The sequence below is a fragment of the Streptomyces albicerus genome (assembly GCF_008905045.1).
Lineage (GTDB): Bacteria > Actinomycetota > Actinomycetes > Streptomycetales > Streptomycetaceae > Streptomyces > Streptomyces albicerus.
This window is the reverse complement of the sequence record NZ_VWMY01000022.1, coordinates 103,620-120,966: the sequence shown is the minus strand read 5'-3', so window position 1 is coordinate 120,966 and position 17,347 is coordinate 103,620. Positions and strand designations below refer to the sequence as shown.

At 71.9% G+C, this 17,347-nt stretch carries 17 protein-coding genes; 6 read left to right on the top strand and 11 right to left on the bottom strand.

The window, feature by feature from the left end; all coding sequences use genetic code 11:
• Positions 1-320: 320 nt before the first annotated feature.
• Complete coding sequence (locus GAS53_RS21330; protein ID WP_151479246.1) at positions 321-1,052, bottom strand: VIT1/CCC1 transporter family protein; 732 nt, start codon at positions 1,050-1,052, stop codon at positions 321-323.
• A gap of 260 nt (positions 1,053-1,312) precedes the next feature.
• Here GAS53_RS21330 and GAS53_RS21325 point away from each other — a divergent pair, with 260 nt between their 5' ends.
• Genes GAS53_RS21325 through GAS53_RS21300 form a run of 6 tightly spaced genes read left to right on the top strand, consistent with a single transcriptional unit; the run spans position 1,313 to position 8,424 of the window.
• Entirely contained in the window at positions 1,313-2,437 is a 1,125-nt protein-coding gene (locus GAS53_RS21325) for an ADP-ribosylglycohydrolase family protein (RefSeq protein ID WP_225859017.1), read from the top strand.
• A complete protein-coding gene (locus GAS53_RS21320; protein ID WP_225859016.1) occupies positions 2,362-3,714 on the top strand; it encodes an ADP-ribosylglycohydrolase family protein in 1,353 nt (450 codons plus the stop codon). Before GAS53_RS21325 ends, GAS53_RS21320 begins: the two co-directional genes overlap by 76 nt.
• 7 nt (positions 3,715-3,721) lie before the next feature.
• The gene (locus GAS53_RS21315) at positions 3,722-4,867 is read left to right on the top strand and encodes an ADP-ribosylglycohydrolase family protein (protein ID WP_151479245.1); all 1,146 of its coding nucleotides are present in this window, start codon (positions 3,722-3,724) and stop codon (positions 4,865-4,867) included.
• The gene (locus tag GAS53_RS21310; RefSeq protein WP_151479244.1) at positions 4,864-6,363 is read left to right on the top strand and encodes an ADP-ribosylglycohydrolase family protein; all 1,500 of its coding nucleotides are present in this window, start codon (positions 4,864-4,866) and stop codon (positions 6,361-6,363) included. Before GAS53_RS21315 ends, GAS53_RS21310 begins: the two co-directional genes overlap by 4 nt.
• 49 nt (positions 6,364-6,412) lie before the next feature.
• Positions 6,413-7,606 (top strand): CaiB/BaiF CoA transferase family protein, encoded by a 1,194-nt coding sequence (locus tag GAS53_RS21305; RefSeq protein WP_151479243.1) that lies wholly within the window; start codon positions 6,413-6,415, stop codon positions 7,604-7,606.
• Positions 7,603-8,424, top strand: coding sequence for an HpcH/HpaI aldolase/citrate lyase family protein (locus GAS53_RS21300; protein ID WP_151479242.1), 822 nt, complete (start codon positions 7,603-7,605; stop codon positions 8,422-8,424). Before GAS53_RS21305 ends, GAS53_RS21300 begins: the two co-directional genes overlap by 4 nt.
• 167 nt (positions 8,425-8,591) lie before the next feature.
• Here GAS53_RS21300 and lgt read toward each other — a convergent pair whose 3' ends face one another.
• The 10 genes from lgt to GAS53_RS21250 all read right to left on the bottom strand — a co-directional run bounded on the left by lgt (position 8,592) and on the right by GAS53_RS21250 (position 17,344).
• Positions 8,592-9,539 carry a prolipoprotein diacylglyceryl transferase gene (lgt, locus tag GAS53_RS21295; protein WP_151479241.1) on the bottom strand — a complete coding sequence of 316 codons (948 nt, stop codon included), beginning with the start codon at positions 9,537-9,539 and terminating at the stop codon, positions 8,592-8,594.
• A gap of 138 nt (positions 9,540-9,677) precedes the next feature.
• Complete coding sequence (locus GAS53_RS21290; protein ID WP_192583214.1) at positions 9,678-10,451, bottom strand: DsbA family protein; 774 nt, start codon at positions 10,449-10,451, stop codon at positions 9,678-9,680.
• Between the two features lie 104 nt (positions 10,452-10,555).
• Positions 10,556-11,371, bottom strand: a complete 816-nt coding sequence (gene trpA / locus GAS53_RS21285; protein WP_151479239.1) for a tryptophan synthase subunit alpha — start codon at positions 11,369-11,371, stop codon at positions 10,556-10,558.
• Positions 11,368-12,660, bottom strand: a complete 1,293-nt coding sequence (trpB, locus tag GAS53_RS21280) for a tryptophan synthase subunit beta (protein ID WP_151479238.1) — start codon at positions 12,658-12,660, stop codon at positions 11,368-11,370. Before trpB ends, trpA begins: the two co-directional genes overlap by 4 nt.
• A 218-nt stretch (positions 12,661-12,878) precedes the next feature.
• A complete protein-coding gene (gene trpM, locus GAS53_RS56400; protein ID WP_225859015.1) occupies positions 12,879-13,142 on the bottom strand; it encodes a tryptophan biosynthesis modulator TrpM in 264 nt (87 codons plus the stop codon).
• Between the two features lie 8 nt (positions 13,143-13,150).
• Positions 13,151-13,960, bottom strand: a complete 810-nt coding sequence (gene trpC / locus GAS53_RS21270; RefSeq protein WP_151479237.1) for an indole-3-glycerol phosphate synthase TrpC — start codon at positions 13,958-13,960, stop codon at positions 13,151-13,153.
• Between the two features lie 167 nt (positions 13,961-14,127).
• Complete coding sequence (locus GAS53_RS21265) at positions 14,128-14,586, bottom strand: DUF2752 domain-containing protein (protein ID WP_151479236.1); 459 nt, start codon at positions 14,584-14,586, stop codon at positions 14,128-14,130.
• Between the two features lie 112 nt (positions 14,587-14,698).
• Entirely contained in the window at positions 14,699-14,932 is a 234-nt protein-coding gene (locus GAS53_RS21260) for an HGxxPAAW family protein (RefSeq protein WP_151479235.1), read from the bottom strand.
• A gap of 191 nt (positions 14,933-15,123) precedes the next feature.
• Positions 15,124-15,765: a TIGR02234 family membrane protein gene (locus GAS53_RS21255; protein ID WP_192583213.1), complete on the bottom strand. Its 642-nt coding sequence runs from the start codon at positions 15,763-15,765 to the stop codon at positions 15,124-15,126.
• A gap of 88 nt (positions 15,766-15,853) precedes the next feature.
• Positions 15,854-17,344: an anthranilate synthase component I gene (locus GAS53_RS21250; protein ID WP_151479233.1), complete on the bottom strand. Its 1,491-nt coding sequence runs from the start codon at positions 17,342-17,344 to the stop codon at positions 15,854-15,856.
• Positions 17,345-17,347: the final 3 nt, after the last annotated feature.

Here is a 17,347-nt window from a genome sequence, read left to right as displayed (position 1 = left end):
TCTGCGATAGGTGCAAAATTTCGTGCAGGTTACATGATGGAGCGGTTCCCGGGAACCGGATACCGCGTTCCAGCATGCGGACGCCGCGGGTGGCGGCGGAGGTGCCGCTCGTAGCGGCGAAATAAGGGGACCTTTTCGGACAGATCAGTGACCGTCGGCCCGATCGCGGCAGGCAACGTCGCCCGCCGCTTGAAGTGCGGAGCAGGCGTCATTGCCCGCAGCGCTTACGGCTCATGCCCAGTGGTTAAGGAATCGAAACCGCCGAGTAACGGCTACTTATGCAGTCCCTTGCATAGCTGCTCGACTCGGACGGCGCTGGGTCATCCTACGGCCGTACCGAACAGACTGCCCAGGGCGTACGTCACACCGGCCGCGGCCCCGCCCAGCGCGAGCTGCCGCACACCGCTGTACCACCAGGACTTCGCGGTCACCTTGGCCACGATCGCACCGCACGCGAAGAGTCCGAGGAGTGCGAGCAGGACAGCGGGCCAGAGGGCGGTCGCGCCCAGCAGATACGGGAGTACGGGGAGCAGGGCGCCCAGGGCGAACGAGCCGAAGCTGGACACGGCGGCGACGGTCGGCGAGGGCAGGTCGCCGGGGTCGATGCCCAGCTCCTCCCGCGCGTGTATCTCGAGGGCCTGCTCCGGGTCCTTGGACAACTGCCGGGCGACTTCGCGGGCGAGGACAGGGGCGACTCCGCGGGCCTGGTACAGCTCGGCGAGCTCGCGCTCCTCATCCTTCGGGTGCTTTCTCAACTCCCGCCGCTCGACGTCGAGTTCGGCCTCTACTAGTTCGCGCTGCGAGGCGACGGAGGTGTACTCGCCGGCCGCCATGGAGAAGGCTCCGGCGGCCAGGCCCGCGAGTCCGGTGATGACGACGGTCTGGTGGGAGACGGACCCGCCCGCCACACCCGTCATCAGCGCCAGGTTGGAGACAAGACCGTCCATCGCACCGAAGACGGCGGGGCGCAGCCATCCCCCGTTGACATCCCGGTGGGTGTGGTTGTCGCGGTGCGCCTCGTGCAGCGCCGCCTCGGTCTCGATGATGGCCATGCCGGAATCCCCCAGGGGTCTGATTGGACAGCTTCTACTTTTGGACAACGCCAAACCTACGCCCGGAATTTCGCGCCCGCCAGCAAGGAAGGCCGTACTTACCTGCGCTTTTGCCTCTCTCGCTCATCCGTGGTGACCTGCGCACAAATGTCGACCGGGTGACGCTGAGGCGCGCATGGCTCCGCCGAACCGCTCACCGGGGACACATGCGCAAAGGGTCCTTCCGACCTTCTGGGACCCCGCGATGGAGAGGCACCGTCATGGCTTCGATTGCCTGCGTTCCCTCGGTCCCGGCGCCCGGGGACGCCGCCGATCTCCGCGAGCGGGCGCGCGGCGCGCTGCTGGGGCTCGCCGTCGGGGACGCGCTGGGGGCGCCCGCCGAGAACATGAAGCCGTCCGAGATCCGCGCGCGCTGGGGCCGCATCACGGGGTACGTGGCCGAGCACCCGGCCGGTACGGACGACACGGAGTACGCGATCTTCTCGGGGCTCCTGCTGGCCCGGCACGGTTCGGCGCTCACGGTCGCGCATGTGGAGGCGGCCTGGCACCAGTGGATCGCCGACCGGGACGAGGGCCCGTTCCGGGGCGCGGGCTTCAGTGAGCGGGGCACGCTGGAGAACCTGCGCCGGGGGCTCGCCGCCCCCATCTCCGCGCAGCACCGGCATGCCTGGAGCGACGGTCTCGCCATGCGCGCGGCCCCCTTCGGCGTCTTCGCGGCGGGCCGCCCCGCGGAGGCGGCCCGCCTGGTGGCGATCGACGGTTCGGTGAGCCACGACGGCGAGGGCATCTACGGCGGCCAGGCCGTCGCGGCCGGCGTCGCCGCGGCGATGGCGGGCGCCCCGACGATCGTCGTGGTCGCCTCGGCCCTGGCCGTCATCCCCGACGACTCCTGGACCGCCCGCTCCCTGCGCCGGGCCGTCGCCTGCGCCCACCGCGGCGAACGCGCGGTCCGCTCCGCCGTCGTCATCGGCGGCTACCCCTGGACGGACCTCGCCCCGGAGGCCGTGGCCCTGGCCTTCGGCGCGTACGCGGCCGCCGACGGCGACTTCACGGAAGCGGTCCTCGCCGCGGTGAACATGGGCCGCGACGCGGACACGACGGCGGCGGTGGCCGGCGCCCTGGCGGGCGCGACCCAGGGCGCGTCCTCGATCCCGGCGGCCTGGGCGGCGGCGATCGGCCCGGCGAGAGGCAGCTGCCTGCCTTCCATGCAGGGCCACCACGTCCTGGACGTGGCGGACTTGCTGACGCCGGACGAGGAGGACGACGTTCACTCCGCCGAGCGGAGGGCTCCCGACCCAGGCGCCTTCACATGGACGGCGGACGGGGCACCCACGGACACCGCCGCGTACGTGCTGGCTGCCGACAAGGACGAGGTGCACCCGTGACGCGCCTCAGCCCCAACGGCGCCCCTTCAGGGGCGCGGGGAACTGCGCGACCAGCCACAACAGACCCGCACATCGCACACCGAACGGACGCCCCACGGCGAATCGAAGGCCTCTTCCTGGGCCTGGCCGCAGGCGACGCCGCCGGCTGGCCCGCAGCCCGCCACCGCGCAGCCCGCATGCCCGAGTGGACAAGACGCCTGACCCGGGAACTGGACACCTTCGCCGAACAGAACGCCACGACAACCCTCCCCGTCCCCATCGCCCTGAACCAACCACCGGAACCCCTCAGGCTCGGCCCCTCGGACGACGCCGAATGGGCGGCGTTCGCGGCCGAGGCGGTCCTGCGGGCCGCCGACGCCGGCGTGCTGGGCGACCTGAGCCAAGGGCGCCGCATGCGCGCGGCCATCGACCTGTCCTGGAACGCCGTGGCCAGCGAAGTCGCCGCGGCAGCCGACCGCGCCCCCGAGGTCGAGTCGGCCGTGCTCCCACTGCGCGCCCGCATCTCCGTACGGGCCGGTCTCGGCAACCTCGCCACCGGCCTGCGCCCACCCGCCACCGGCCACGACAACCCCCACTACTTCGACGACGCGGCCTGCGTACGGGCCTGTGTGCTGGCAGTGGCCCACGCCGGGGACCCCCAACTCGCCGCGGAACTGGCCGAGTTCGACGCCCGCTACACCCAGGACGGCGACGGCGTGCACGGTGCCCGGGCGATGGCCGCGGCGGTCGCGCTCGCGCTGGCCGGCGCGGACGTCGACACCTGTGCGGCCGCCGCGATCGCCGAACTCCCCGAGTCCACGGAGATCGGCCGCAACGCCCGCCACGCGCTGAGCCTGGCCCACGACGCCGTCCTGAAAGGCGACAACCTGAAAGGGGACTGTCTGAAAGGGGACAGCCTGAAAGAGGACAGCCTCAAAGAGGGCAGCGCCTTCGCCCTCGTCCCCCTCCTCGAACACCAAATCGTCGACCACGTCTACAGCTACGGCATCGCCGCGGCCGAGACCGTCCCGGTCGCCCTGGCCCTCGCCACCGCCGCGCGCGGCCGGATCGCCGAGGCGGTGCCCGCCGCCGCGTGCCTGTCGCGGGTCGCGGACTCGGCCCCGGCCCTGGCAGGCGCGCTGACCGGCGCGCTCGGCGGCGGCGCCGCGATCCCCGCCGCCTGGCGCGACGCCTGCCGCACCCTCTCGGGCTGCGCGCTCCCGCGTCTGACCGGCACGGACCTGGTGGAACTCGCCGAACTCCTGGCAGCCACAGAACTGGCCCTCCCGGGGGGATGATTCGGACATGACGCCCATCGCACCCGCAACCCTGGAAGAACGAATCACCCGCAGCCTCGTGGGAGCCGCCGTCGGCGACGCGCTCGGCGGCCCCGTGGAGGGCTACTCGCCCGACCAGATCGCCGAACGCCACGGCGGCCGCGTCCACGGCATCGTCGGCCCCTGGAACGGCGACGCCTGGCGCACGGCCCGCCCCATCGCCCCGTACCACAAGGGCGACGGCCACGTCACCGACGACACCTTGATGACCCACGCGCTGGTACGGGTGTACGCGACCGTCCGCGACCATCTGGACGCGTACGCCGTCGCCGAGCACCTGGTCCCCGACCTGATGACGACGCCACGCTGGATCCCGGAACTCGAAGCCGAGGCACTCCCCCTCCAGCGGGTCTTCCTCGCCGAGAAGTGGCTGGTGGCCCGGCTCCACTACGGCCACGTAGACCCCCGCGAGGCCGGCACCGGCAACATCGTCAACTGCGGGGCCGCGATGTACATGGCCCCCGTCGGCCTGGTCAACGCGGCCAACCCGGCGGGCGCGTACGCCGAGGCCGTCGACATCGCAGGCGCCCACCAGTCGTCGTACGGACGCGAGGCCGCGGGCGTGTTCGCGGCAGCGGTCGCCGCGGCCTGTACGCCGGGGGCGACCCCGGACTCGGTCGTCGAGGCCTGCCTCGCCGTGGCGAAGGACGGCACCCGGGCGGCGATCGAGACGGTCTGCGACACGGCCACCCGCTACCCGGACTTCGAGTCGGCGCTGCGCCCCCTGCGCGAGGCGGTGGCTCCCTACGACACGGTCGGCCCGGACTACCGCTCCCCCTCCCTGGGCGCCCGCCGCCCCTCCCGCATCCACTCCATCGAGGAACTCCCGGTGGCCCTGGGCATGTTGCTGATCTCCCGCGGCGACTACCGCCACGCGGTCCTGGGCTCGGTGAACTACGGCCGCGACTGCGACTCGATCGCCACGATGTCCGGCGCTCTGGCGGGTGCTCTCGGCGCGGAGATCCCGTCCGACTGGTCCAAGACGGTCGCGGAGTCCAGCCGCCTGGACCTGCACGCCCCGGCGACGACACTCACGGAGGTGACACGCGAGATCTTCGCCCGCGACGTCCAACGCCGACGCGCCCACGAGGCGGCATACGCGGAGCTGTCATGACGCACCTCCGCCTGACCTGGGTCCAGCCCGAGGACCTGCTGGGCCACGAACTCCGCCAGGCGAGCCAGGACGGCCGCGAGCCCTCGGCCATCGCGGCCCGCTGGCACAGGGCGGGCGGCCCGGAGGCCCCACTCCGAGCGGGCGCGTCACGGACTCCCGCGCCCCCGTATCTGCGAACACTGGCCAAGGACCTCCTGGACGAACTGGCGGACCTGCCAAGCAGCTTGGCGGACAAGGAACCAACGGACCTGACCGAGATCAGAGCCCTGTGCCCCGACTGGCCCCCGGTTTCAGGAAGGGGTGCCCGCGCGCGGAGCGCGCTCAAGGAGCACAGCGGGGATGAAGAACCCGCCCTGACCCCAGCCGCACTCCACCCCCGCCTGGAAGCCGCCTGGCTGGGCAGAGCCGCAGGCTGCCTCCTCGGCAAGCCAGTGGAGAAGCTCCCCTTGAAAGGTATCCGCGCCCTCGCCCGAGCCACCGGCAACTGGCCCCTCACCACCTGGTTCACAGCCCACGGACTCCCACCCGGACTCGCAGCCAAGTACCCCTGGAACCACCGCTCCGCACCAACCTCCCTCGCCGAGAACATCGACGGCATGCCGGAGGACGACGACCTCAACTACCCCGTCCTGAACCTCCTGTTGCTCCAACGCCACGGCACACACTTCACCACCACGGACGTAGCCGACCTCTGGCTGGACGAACTCCCCGCAGGCCGCACGTTCACAGCGGAACGCATCGCGTACCGCAACCTCCTGGACGGCATCGAACCCCCGCACACAGCCACCCACCGCAACCCGTTCCGCGAATGGATCGGCGCCCTGATCCGCGCGGACGCCCACGGCTGGACCAACCCGGACGCCCCCGCGACCGCCGCGGAACAGGCCCACCGAGACGCCACCCTCACCCACACCGCAAACGGCGTCTACGCGGCGATGTTCACGGCGGCCACCCTCGCCGAGGCAGCCACCGGCACCAGCGACATCCACACCTGCCTGCGCACGGGCCTCACGGTCGTACCCCCCGACTCCCGCCTCGCCCGAGCCGTCCGCCACGCGATCCAACTGGCCCAGGAACACCGGGACTTCGAAACGATCGTCGACGAACTGCACGCCACCCACGCGACGTACCACTGGGTCCACGCCATCCCCAACACGGCCCTGCTCACCGCCGCCCTCACCCACGCGGACGGCGACTTCTCGGCGTCCATCTGCCGCACGGTGTCGGGCGGCTGGGACACGGACTCGAACGGCGCGACGGCCGGCTCGATCGCGGGCCTGCTCGCAGGCGCCCCGGAGGCGATCCCACCCCGCTGGACAACGCCGCTGAAGAACCGACTGGCCACCTCCATCGGCGACTTCGACGGAACCGGCTTCGACACGCTCGCCCGCCTGACAGCCCAACTGACCACCCAGCCGACGGCCCACCGCCCGACCGCCGAACCGACCACCCGGCCGACCGCCCACCGAACCCACTCGGAGGCCCTCCACCCATGACCCGCATCGCCGTAGCCGGCAGCACGAACACCCAAGCGCGGCTCACCTCATGACCACACCGCCACCCCTCACCGGCCTCCGTGTCCTGGACCTCGCGACCCTCTTCGCCGGCCCTCTCGCCGCCACGATGCTCGGCGACTTCGGCGCGGAGGTCATCAAGATCGAGCACCCCCGCAAGCCGGACCCGTCCCGCGGCCACGGCCCGTCCAAGAACGGCATCGGCCTGTGGTGGAAACTCCTCGGCCGCAACAAACGCACGATGACACTGGACCTGTCCACCAACGGCGGCCGCGCCACCCTCCTCCGCCTCGCCGCCTCCACCGACGTGATCATCGAGAACTTCCGCCCGGGCACGCTGGAGAAGTGGGACCTCGGCTGGGAGGAACTCTCGGCCGCGAACCCCCGCCTGGTCCTCGCCCGGGTCACCGGCTTCGGCCAGTTCGGCCCGTACGCGCACCGCCCCGGCTTCGGCACGCTCGCCGAGGCGATGAGCGGTTTCGCCGCGATCACCGGCGAACCGGACGCCCCGCCGACCCTCCCGCCCTTCGGCCTCGCCGACTCGATCGCGGGCCTGGCCACGGCGTACGCGGTGATGACGGCCCTCGCGGCCCGCGACCGCACGGGTCGTGGGCAGGTCGTGGACATGGCGATCATCGAGCCGATCCTCACGGTCCTCGGCCCGCAGCCGCTCTGGTACGACCAGTTGAGCCACGTCCAGCCCCGTATGGGCAACCGCTCGCAGAACAACGCGCCCCGCAACACCTACCGCACCGCCGACGGCACCTGGGTCGCCGTCTCGACCTCGGCCCAGTCGATCGCCGAACGCGTGATGCGCCTGGTCGGCCGCCCGGACCTGACCACCGAGCCCTGGTTCGCCACGGGCGCGGACCGGGCCCGCCACTCCGACGTCCTCGACGAGGCGGTCGGCGCGTGGATCGCCCGGCACACCCGTGCCGAGGTCATCGACGCCTTCGAGAAGGCGGAGGCGGCGGTGGCTCCCATCCAGGACGTACGCGACGTCATGGCGAACCCGCAGTACGCGGCCCTCGACACGATCACCACCGTCGACGACCCCGAACTGGGCCCGCTGCGCATGCAGAACATCCTCTTCCGCCTCACCGACACCCCCGGCGGGATCCGCTGGGCGGGCCGCCCGCACGGCGCCGACACGGACACGGTCCTCACCGAACTCGGCCTGACGGAGGCCGAGATCACCACACTCCGAGCGGAGGGAGCCCTGTGACCCCCGGCTCCTTCCCGCTCACCTGGCTGTACGTCCCCGGCGACCGCCCCGAGGTGGTGGCGAAGGCGCTGGTCTGCGGCGCCGACGTGGTCGTCGTCGACCTGGAGGACGCGGTCGCCCCCGACCGCAAGGAGTACGCCCGCGCCGCCACCGCCGACCTCCTCTGCGAGCCGCCCCCGGTCCCGGTCCACGTCCGCGTCAACGCCCCGGACAGCCCGGAATCCACCGCCGACCTCGACGCCCTGGCCGCACTCCCGGGCCTCTCGGCCCTGCGCCTCCCCAAGATCACCTCCCCCACGCAGGTCGTACGTACGACGGAACGCGCCGCCGGGGTCCCCCTGTACGCCCTCCTGGAATCGGCCCTCGCCATCGAGCACGCCTATCCGATCGCCACGGCCCACCCCGCCCTGCGCGGCATCGCACTCGGCGAGGCCGATCTACAGGCCGACCTCGGCGTACGCGACGACGCGGGCCTCGACTGGCCCCGCTCCCGCGTCGTCCTGGCCGCCCGCGCGGCGGGCCTGCCCCCACCGGCCCAGTCCGTCCACCCCGACGTACGCGACCTCGCCGGCCTGGCCGAGTCCTGCGCCCACGGCCGCGCCCTGGGCTTCCTGGGCCGCGCGGCCATCCACCCCCGCCAGCTCCCGGTGATCGAGGCCGCCTACCTCCCGACCCCGGAGGAAATCGAAACAGCCGAGTCAGTGCTGAAGGCCGCCGCCACCCACCCCGGCGCCCAGGCCCTCCCGGACGGCCGCTTCATCGACGCGGCGGTGGTGGCAGCCGCCCACCGCACGCTGACGCTGGCCCGCCGCACCTGAGCGCTCCGCTGGAAGTGCCGCGATAGTCCGTCGATCGTCTGCGGGTCCGTCGTGGCTGGTCGCGCAGTTCCCCGCGCCCCTCCGGGGCGCTCCAAAACCCGCACACACGAAGGGGACGCCCCAACCACTTGGGCGCCCCCTTCGACGTACAGCCGTACAAGCCGAGGTCAGGACTTCTTGGCCGACTCGGCCTCGTCCTTCTCGTCTGCGGAGTCCGAGGACTCCTCGGACTTCTTGTCCAGCTTCACCGAGTCACCGGCCTCATCCGCCTCACCGTCGGAGACACCGTCACCGTCAGGGACACCCGGTTCGACTACTTCCTCACGCCCCGGCCGGCGCCGGGCCGACACCACCATGTAGACCACGGCGAGGACGAAGACCACGATCGAGGTCCAGCCGTTGAGTCGCAGTCCGAGGAAGTGGTGGGCCTCGTCGACACGCATGTACTCGATCCAGAAGCGGCCCACGCAGTACGCGGCGACGTACAGGGCGAAGGCACGGCCGTGGCCGAGCTTGAAGCGGCGGTCGGCCCAGATGACGAGGACCGCGACACCGACGCACCACAGCGACTCGTACAGGAACGTCGGGTGGTAGTAGCCGGGCACCCGGCCGTCCGTCGAGGACGTGATGTGCAGCGCCCAGGGAAGGTCGGTCTCCCGCCCGTACAGCTCCTGGTTGAACCAGTTCCCCCAGCGCCCGATGGCCTGCGCGAGGGCGATGCCGGGCGCGAGGGCGTCGGCCCAGGCGGGAAGGGGGATGCCACGCCGACGGCAGCCGATCCACGCGCCCACCGCGCCGAACGCGATGGCGCCCCAGATCCCGAGGCCGCCCTCCCAGATCTTGAAGGCGTCGACCCAGTTCTCACCCTCGCTGAAGTACAGCTGGTAGTCGGTGATGACGTGGTACAGCCGCCCGCCGACGAGACCGAAGGGCACGGCCCACACGGAGATGTCCGCCACGGTGCCTGGCCGGCCCCCGCGCGCGATCCACCGCTTGTTGCCGAGCCAGACGGCTACGAAGACGCCGATGATGATGCAGAACGCGTAGCCGCGCAGCGGAATGGGGCCGAGGTGCAGCACTCCGCGCGACGGGCTGGGGATGTAGGCAAATTCCATGGCAGGGTCGACGCTACCCTGCCGGGCGGCAAGCGCGGCAACCCGCCCGGGATACGGCTCCATAACGAGACCGCCGGGACCGGCGGGACCACTGGGGCCGACGGGATACCGAACGCGGCACCCGACGGCCCACGGGGCTCACGCCTTGTCGGCCTGCTGCACCATCTGCTTCAGCTTGGCCGGGGTCATCGTCCGGTCCTTGTAGATGTTCTTCCCGTTCAGCAGCACCGTCGGCGTGCCTTCGAAGCGGCCGCTCTGGAACGCCTTGTGGGACTTGGCGACCCAGCTGTTGTGCGTGCCGTCCTCCACGCACTTCTTGAACGTGTCGGTGCCGAGCCCGTCGACCTTGCCGGCCAGCTCGATCAGCTTGCCGTTCTCCGCGAAGGCGTCGTCCGTCTCGAGGGGCTGGTTCTGGAACAGCACGTCGTGGTACGCGGTGAACTTCCCGGCGTCCTGCGCGCACGCCGCCGCGTTGGCGGCGTGCAGTGAGCCGCTGCCGCCCATGTTCCCGTCGATCAGGGTCGCCAGGTGGTACTCGACCTTCAGCTGTCCGGCGTCCGTCAGCTCGTGGATCGTCGAGCGGTAGGCGTCCTCGAAGCTCTTGCAGGCCGGGCAGCGGAAGTCCTCCCACACGGTGAGGGTCGACTTGGCGCTCGCCCTGCCGACGGGGATGGCGAGACCGTCGTCGCCGTTCGCCCCCGAGGGTGCCGTCACCGGGCCTGCCGTATCCGTCTTGTCCTTGCCCGAGTTCGCGGCCAGTACGCCGATCACCCCGGCCAGTGCCAGTACGCAGACGACTGCACCGCCCACGACCAGCACCCGGCGGCGCTTCTCCGCCGTCTTCTGCTTCTCTCGCTCTTCCGCCAGCCGCTCGCGGGCGGTGCGCTTTCCCTCACGGTTCTTCTCGCTCACATCCGGCAGAACGAACCGGGGAGGCACAGCGCGCCTCCCCGGTCCCAGGTCCACCCGTTCGAGTGAGCGTATTGTCCGTTACGCCCCCATGTGAACGGCGTTGGTTACGCCGTTCCGCGCACGCCCTTCGCGAGGTCGGCGGCGAGGGCGCGTACGGCGTCCAGGCCCGCGGCCTCGTCCGGGGCGTCGAGCATCCGCTTCACGAAGGCCGAGCCGACGATGACGCCGTCGGCGAAGCCGGCGACCTCGGCGGCCTGCTCGGCGTTCGAGACACCGAGTCCGACGCAGACCGGCAGGTCGGTGGTGGCCTTGGTGCGCCGCACCAGGTCCTGGGCCTGGGCCCCGACCGACTCGCGCGTACCCGTGACGCCCATCAGCGAGGCCGCGTACACGAAGCCGGAGCCCGCCGCGGTGATGTCGGCGAGCCGGGCGTCCTTGCTGCTGGGCGCGACGACGAAGACGGTCGCGAGGCCGTGCTTCTCGGCGTGCTCCCTCCAGAGCGCGGACTCCTGCACGGGGAGGTCGGGCAGGATGCAGCCCGCCCCGCCCGCTTCGGCCAGCTCGGCGGTGAAGCGCTCGACGCCGTAGCGGTCGATCGGGTTCCAGTACGTCATCACGAGCACGGGCTTGCCGGTCGCCTGGTACGCCTCGCGGACCGTGCGCATCACGTCCGCGATCTTGACGCCGCCGCGCAGGGCGATGTCGTCGGCGGTCTGGATGACCGGGCCGTCGAGGACGGGGTCGCTGTGCGGCAGCCCCACCTCGACGACGTCCGCGCCGCCGTCGAAGACGGCCTTGATGGCGTCGATCCCGCCGTCGACGGTCGGGAAGCCGGCCGGCAGGTACGCGATCAGGGCGGACCTGCCTTCCGCCTTCGCGCCGGCGAGGGTGTCGCTCAACAGCTGGATGTTGCCGCTCACTTGGCGTCCCCCTCGATCTCGGCGTGGTCGCTGTCGGCGTCCGCCTCGACGACGGCGTCGGCGCCGTTGTCGTACAGGCCGAAGTAGCGGGCGGCCGTGTCCATGTCCTTGTCGCCGCGGCCCGACAGGTTGACGATGATCAGCCCGTCCGGGCCCAGCTCCCTGCCGACCTCCAGGGCGCCGGCGAGCGCGTGGGCGCTCTCGATCGCCGGGATGATGCCCTCGGTCTGCGACAGCAGGCGCAGAGCCTGCATGGCCGCGTCGTCGGTGACCGCGCGGTACTCGCCGCGGCCGCTGTCCTTGAGGTACGAGTGCTCGGGGCCGATGCCCGGGTAGTCGAGGCCGGCCGAGATCGAGTACGGCTCGGTGATCTGGCCTTCCTCGTCCTGGAGGACGTAGGAGCGGGAACCGTGCAGGATGCCCGGCTCGCCCGCCGTCAGCGTGGCCGCGTGTTCGCCGGTCTCGATGCCGTGTCCGGCCGGCTCGCAGCCGATGAGGCGGACGCCCGCGTCGGGGATGAAGGCGTGGAAGAGGCCGATGGCGTTCGAGCCGCCGCCGACGCAAGCCACGGCCGCGTCGGGGAGGCGGCCGGCGCGCTCCAGGATCTGCCGCCGGGCCTCCACGCCGATGACGCGGTGGAAGTCGCGGACCATGGCCGGGAAGGGGTGCGGGCCGGCGACTGTCCCGAAGAGGTAGTGGGTGTGCTCGACGTTGGCGACCCAGTCGCGGAAGGCCTCGTTGATGGCGTCCTTCAGCGTGCGGCTGCCGGACTTCACGGCGATGACCTCGGCGCCGAGCATGCGCATCCGGGCGACGTTGAGCGCCTGCCGCCGAGTGTCGATCTCACCCATGTAGATGGTGCACTCGAGACCGAACAGCGCGCAGGCGGTGGCGGTGGCCACACCGTGCTGGCCCGCGCCGGTCTCGGCGATGACGCGGGTCTTGCCCATCCTCTTGGTGAGCAGGGCCTGCCCGAGAACGTTGTTGATCTTGTGGGACCCCGTGTGGTTGAGGTCCTCCCTCTTCAGGAACACACGGGCGCCACCGGCGTGTTCGGCGAAGCGCGGCACCTCGGTGAGGGAGCTGGGCCGGCCGGTGTAGTGGACGAGCAGGTCGTCCAGTTCCCGGGCGAACTCGGGATCGGACTTCGCCTTGTCGTACTCCACGGCGACCTCGTCCACGGCGGCGACCAGCGCCTCCGGGATGAACTTTCCGCCGAACGCGCCGAAGTACCCCTCGGCGCTGGGAACTTGACCCTCGGGGTCAGGAATGAAGAACTCGCTGGACATGCGGTTACCTCACAGGGGCGACAGCCCCGGGTTGGTCGGAATGGGGTCACGTGAGTGGCGTGTCACCGTCGATGAGCAGCTCGTCTCGTCTCGCCGCGGCACAGCATCCCCGCCGCGACGGCGAGCACGCCGAACGGCGCAGACCGGCGGTGCCGAACCAGCCGGAACCCACTCACGGTCCGGCGACGACAACCCACCCGGTGTTCACGAGACGCGGCTCAGCTCACCGCAGGTGACACGCGCCGACGCCATCGCATCCCGTTCACCTGGCCGGGCTCGTCACCGATGACGTACCGCACCCGTCGGCCGTGCACGCGCCGGGCGGGCGCCCGGCAGCCGCGCGGACGGCAGCCGCGGGCGAGGCGGGCGTACGGGTCGCGAGCCCCCGCCGACCCCGCGACAGCCGACCGCACGCACGCCGGACCACCGTCGGGGCGGGAGCCCGGACGGGTGGTGGCGGCGAGGGAACGGTCGGCGTACATCAGGAGCGTCAGCCCCGTCCGTGCCGCAGCGCGGGGTGCGCGCCGGCGGCGACCAGGTCGGACACGGCTGTCTTCGGGTCCCGGCCGGTGACCAGGGACTCGCCCACGAGCACGGCGTCGGCGCCGGCGTTGGCGTACGCGATGAGGTCGTGCGGTCCGCGGACGCCGGACTCGGCGATCTTGACGATGTGCGCCGGGATCTCGGGCGCGACGCGCTCGAAGGTGCCGCGGTCGACCTTGAGGTCCTTGAGATTACGCGCGTTGACACCGATGATCTTCGCGCCCGCGTCCACCGCCCGCTCGACCTCGTCCTCGTCGTGCACCTCGACGAGCGGCGTGAGCCCGATGGACTCGGCGCGCTCGATGAGCGACTCCAGGGCGGCCTGGTCGAGGGCCGCGACGATGAGCAGCGCGAGGTCCGCGCCGTACGCCCGGGCCTCCCACAGCTGGTACGAGGTGACGATGAAGTCCTTGCGCAGCACCGGGATGTCGACCCGGGCGCGCACGGCCTCCAGGTCGGCCAGCGAACCGCCGAAGCGGCGCTGCTCGGTGAGGACGGAGATGACGGCCGCGCCGCCCGCCTCGTAGTCGGCGGCGAGTGCGGCGGGGTCGGCGATCGCGGCGAGCGCGCCCTTGGACGGGCTGGAGCGCTTGACCTCGCAGATGACCTTGACGCCGTCGCCGCGCAGGGCCGCGACACCGTCCTTGGCAGCCGGAGCCTTCGCGGCGCGCTCCTTGAGCTCGTCGAGGCTGACGCGCGCCTGCCGCTCCGCGAGGTCGGCACGGACTCCGTCGATGATCTCGTCGAGCACACTCACGCGAGCGGCCCCCTTCCGTGCGGTGGACAGTTGAAGCGGTTCTGCGGTCGAGACGGGTCCGTCTCGCATCAGACGAAACCGATGGTCACTGCGATGGTATCCGGAGGAAGGCTTAGGCCTCGCATCCGGTTGACGCCGGTCCCACTACCTGGACATTCGCCAGTTGATCAAGGGTGGAGCCAGCCACCGAACGGCAGGTTCCGGACAACCGTGAAGACCAGCAGCAGCGCGCCGAGTCCCCACAGCAGGGACGGCTTCGGATCGACGCGCAACGGCCGCCCCTGGACGGAGCGGACCACCCAGACGGTCCACACCACGGCGAACACCAGATACCCCAGGACGGCGACCGCGTTGGCCCCGAACGCCGCCGCGAGGTCCCCGTGCACGACGGCGTGCGCGCTGCGCAGTCCGCCGCAGCCGGGGCAGTACAGGCCCGTGAAGTGGAGCAGCGGACAGACGGGGTAGTGCCCGGGTTCGTTCGGATCGACGGCCCCCACGTATGCGAAGGCCCCGACGACGGCCGCGAGTATCCCGCCGGGCACGACGAGCCGCCGCACTACGGACCCGCGCGGTACGGATCCGGGAGCCGGCGTGACCCTCTGGGTTTCGGCGTTCACCCCACGCATTCTGCCCCTCGTGGACGAAGCTCGCACGTACGAAAGAGGCGGCCCCGGCGCTCGAAGCCGGACCCGCCTCCCGCGATGCCTTGACGCTGTGATGCCGTGATCCCGTACGGGGTCAGCTCTGGGCGGAGGCCACCTTGTCGTTCTGGCGGGCGCCCTTCGACTGGCCGAGACCCGCCGCGCTCATCACCATGCCGACCACGCCGCCCAGGCCGACGATGACCAGACCGGCCCAGAAGCCCAGCGGCTCGGCCATCACCATGAAGGCACCGGAAACGCAGAAACCGATGAAGGCGATGATGACACCGGTCCAGGCGGCCGGGGTGTGACCGTGGTTGCTGCCCGCCATGACTTGCTCCTCGTTGCTCTGTGCGTGTGTGCGCGTGGGTGAGCCGGACGCTCACCGCCCATTGTCCCGTACGCGCGCCGAGGACCGGAGCGGGGGTACCGCGCCCCATAAGGGGCGCGGGGAACTGCGCGCCCAGCCCCCACCGGCCGGCAGCCTACGTACCACCCACGTACCGCACCCCAGCGGAGCGCTCACGCGCCTGTGGGGTCCTCGCCCCGGTCCAGCGCCTTCCAGATCTCCTCGGGCCGGTCCGGGTCCGCGGGGGCCCGGGTCCTGCGGGGCCGGGGCGCGCCCTCGCGCTCGTACCGCCCCGACATGGCCGGCCAGAGCCGGCCATAGCGCAGGGCGAGCAGTCCCGCGAGGAGGAGCAGCAGCCCACCCGCCGCGGCCACGTACGGCCACGCGGTGTGGGTCATGGCCCCCACGGTCGCGCCGGTGTCGCCGGAGGCCTCCGCGGCCTTCTCGTCGAGCGCGGAGCTGTCGGAGACACCGAGGAGCGCCGAGACGATCGTGCCCGCGCCGGACAGCGCGAGGAGTCCGGCGACGAGGAAACGGCCGGCGCGGCGGACGGCGAAGACGGCGACGAGGGCGGCGAGGCCCACTATGGCCAGCGACGCGGGCACGCCCGTGACGTCGCCGCCCTTGGCGCTCAGCGGGAAGTCGCCGCCGGCCACCGTCGCGGTGCCCTCCGACCAGCCCTGCCGCGAGGAGAGCAGCGCGACGGCCGCGCCGAGCGCGCCGAACAGCAGGGCGAGGGCGAGGCTTCGGCGGCCGGACCGGGCGGGTCCGGGGGCTTCGGATCGGGGGTGCGGTACAGCAGTCACGTACTCCACTATCGCCTGAACCCCGGGCGAACCGTCACCCGGGGTTCACGTGAGCCGCGTCCCACTGTTCGCCGTATGTCCCTGTCGGTTCGGCTTCCTACCGTGCGAGCCGGTTCGCCGTGTGGACCGCGCGGAGGACCGCCGCCGCCTTGTTGCGGCACTCGGTGTCCTCGGCCACGGGGTCCGAGTCGGCGACGATTCCGGCGCCGGCCTGCACGTACGCCGTGCCGCCGCGCAGCAGGGCCGTACGGATGGCGATGGCGGTGTCGGAGTCGCCCGCGAAGTCGAGGTAGCCGACGCAGCCGCCGTACAAGCCGCGCCGGGACGGCTCCAGTTCGTCGATGATCTGCATCGCGCGGGGCTTGGGGGCGCCGGAGAGGGTGCCCGCGGGGAAGCAGGCGGTCAGTACGTCGAAGGCCGTACGGCCTTCGGAGACCTTGCCCGTCACCGTCGACACGATGTGCATGACGTGCGAGTACCGCTCGATGGACATGAAGTCGACGACCTCTACGGAACCGGGCTCGCAGACCCGGCCCAGGTCATTGCGTCCCAGGTCGACGAGCATCAGGTGCTCGGCGCGCTCCTTGGGGTCGGCGATCAGCTCGTCGGCGAGTGCCTGGTCCTCCTGGAGCGTGGCGCCGCGGGGCCGGGTGCCCGCGATGGGGTGCACCATCGCCTGCCCGTCCTCGACCTTGACCAGGGCCTCCGGGGAGGAGCCCACGACGTCGAAGCCGTCGAAGCGGAAGAGGTACATGTACGGGGAGGGGTTGGTGGCCCGCAGCACCCGGTACACGTCCAACGCGCTTGCCGTGCACGGCGTCTCGAAGCGCTGGGAGGGGACGACCTGGAAGGCCTCGCCGGCCCGGATGCGCTCCTTGATGTCGTCGACGGCGGCCTGGTAGTCGGGGCCGCCCCACAGCGCGGTGTACTCCGGGAGCTCGGAGGGCGGCAGCGCGGCCGGGGGCTGCGAGACGGCCCGCGAGAGGTCCGCCTCCATGGCGTCGAGGCGGGCCACCGCGTCGGCGTAGGCCTCGTCGACGCCCGTGTCGAGGTCGTTGTGGTTGATCGCGTTGGCGATCAGCATGACCGAGCCGTCCCAGTGGTCCATGACCGCCAGATCGCTGGTCAGCAGCATGGTGAGCTCGGGGAGCTTCAGGTCGTCGCGCTCACCGGGGCCGATCTTCTCCAGGCGGCGCACGATGTCGTAGCCGAGGTAGCCGACCATGCCGCCGGTGAACGGCGGCAGGCCCTGGTCGTACACGAGGTCGTGGGGTGTGTGCAGGGCTTCGATGGTGGCGCGCAGGGCGGCCAGCGGGTCGCCGTCGACCGGGACGCCGACGGGCGGGGTGCCCAGCCAGTGCGCCTGGCCGCCGTGCTCGGTGAGGGTGGCGGCCGAGCGGACGCCCACGAAGGAGTAGCGGGACCAGGACCGGCCGTTCTCCGCGGACTCCAGGAGGAACGTGCCGGGGCGCTCGGCGGCGAGCTTGCGGTAGAGCGCGACGGGCGTGTCGCCGTCCGCGAGGAGCTTGCGGCTGACGGGGATGACACGCCGGTCGGTGGCCAGCTTGCGGAAGGTCTCGAGGTCCATGGC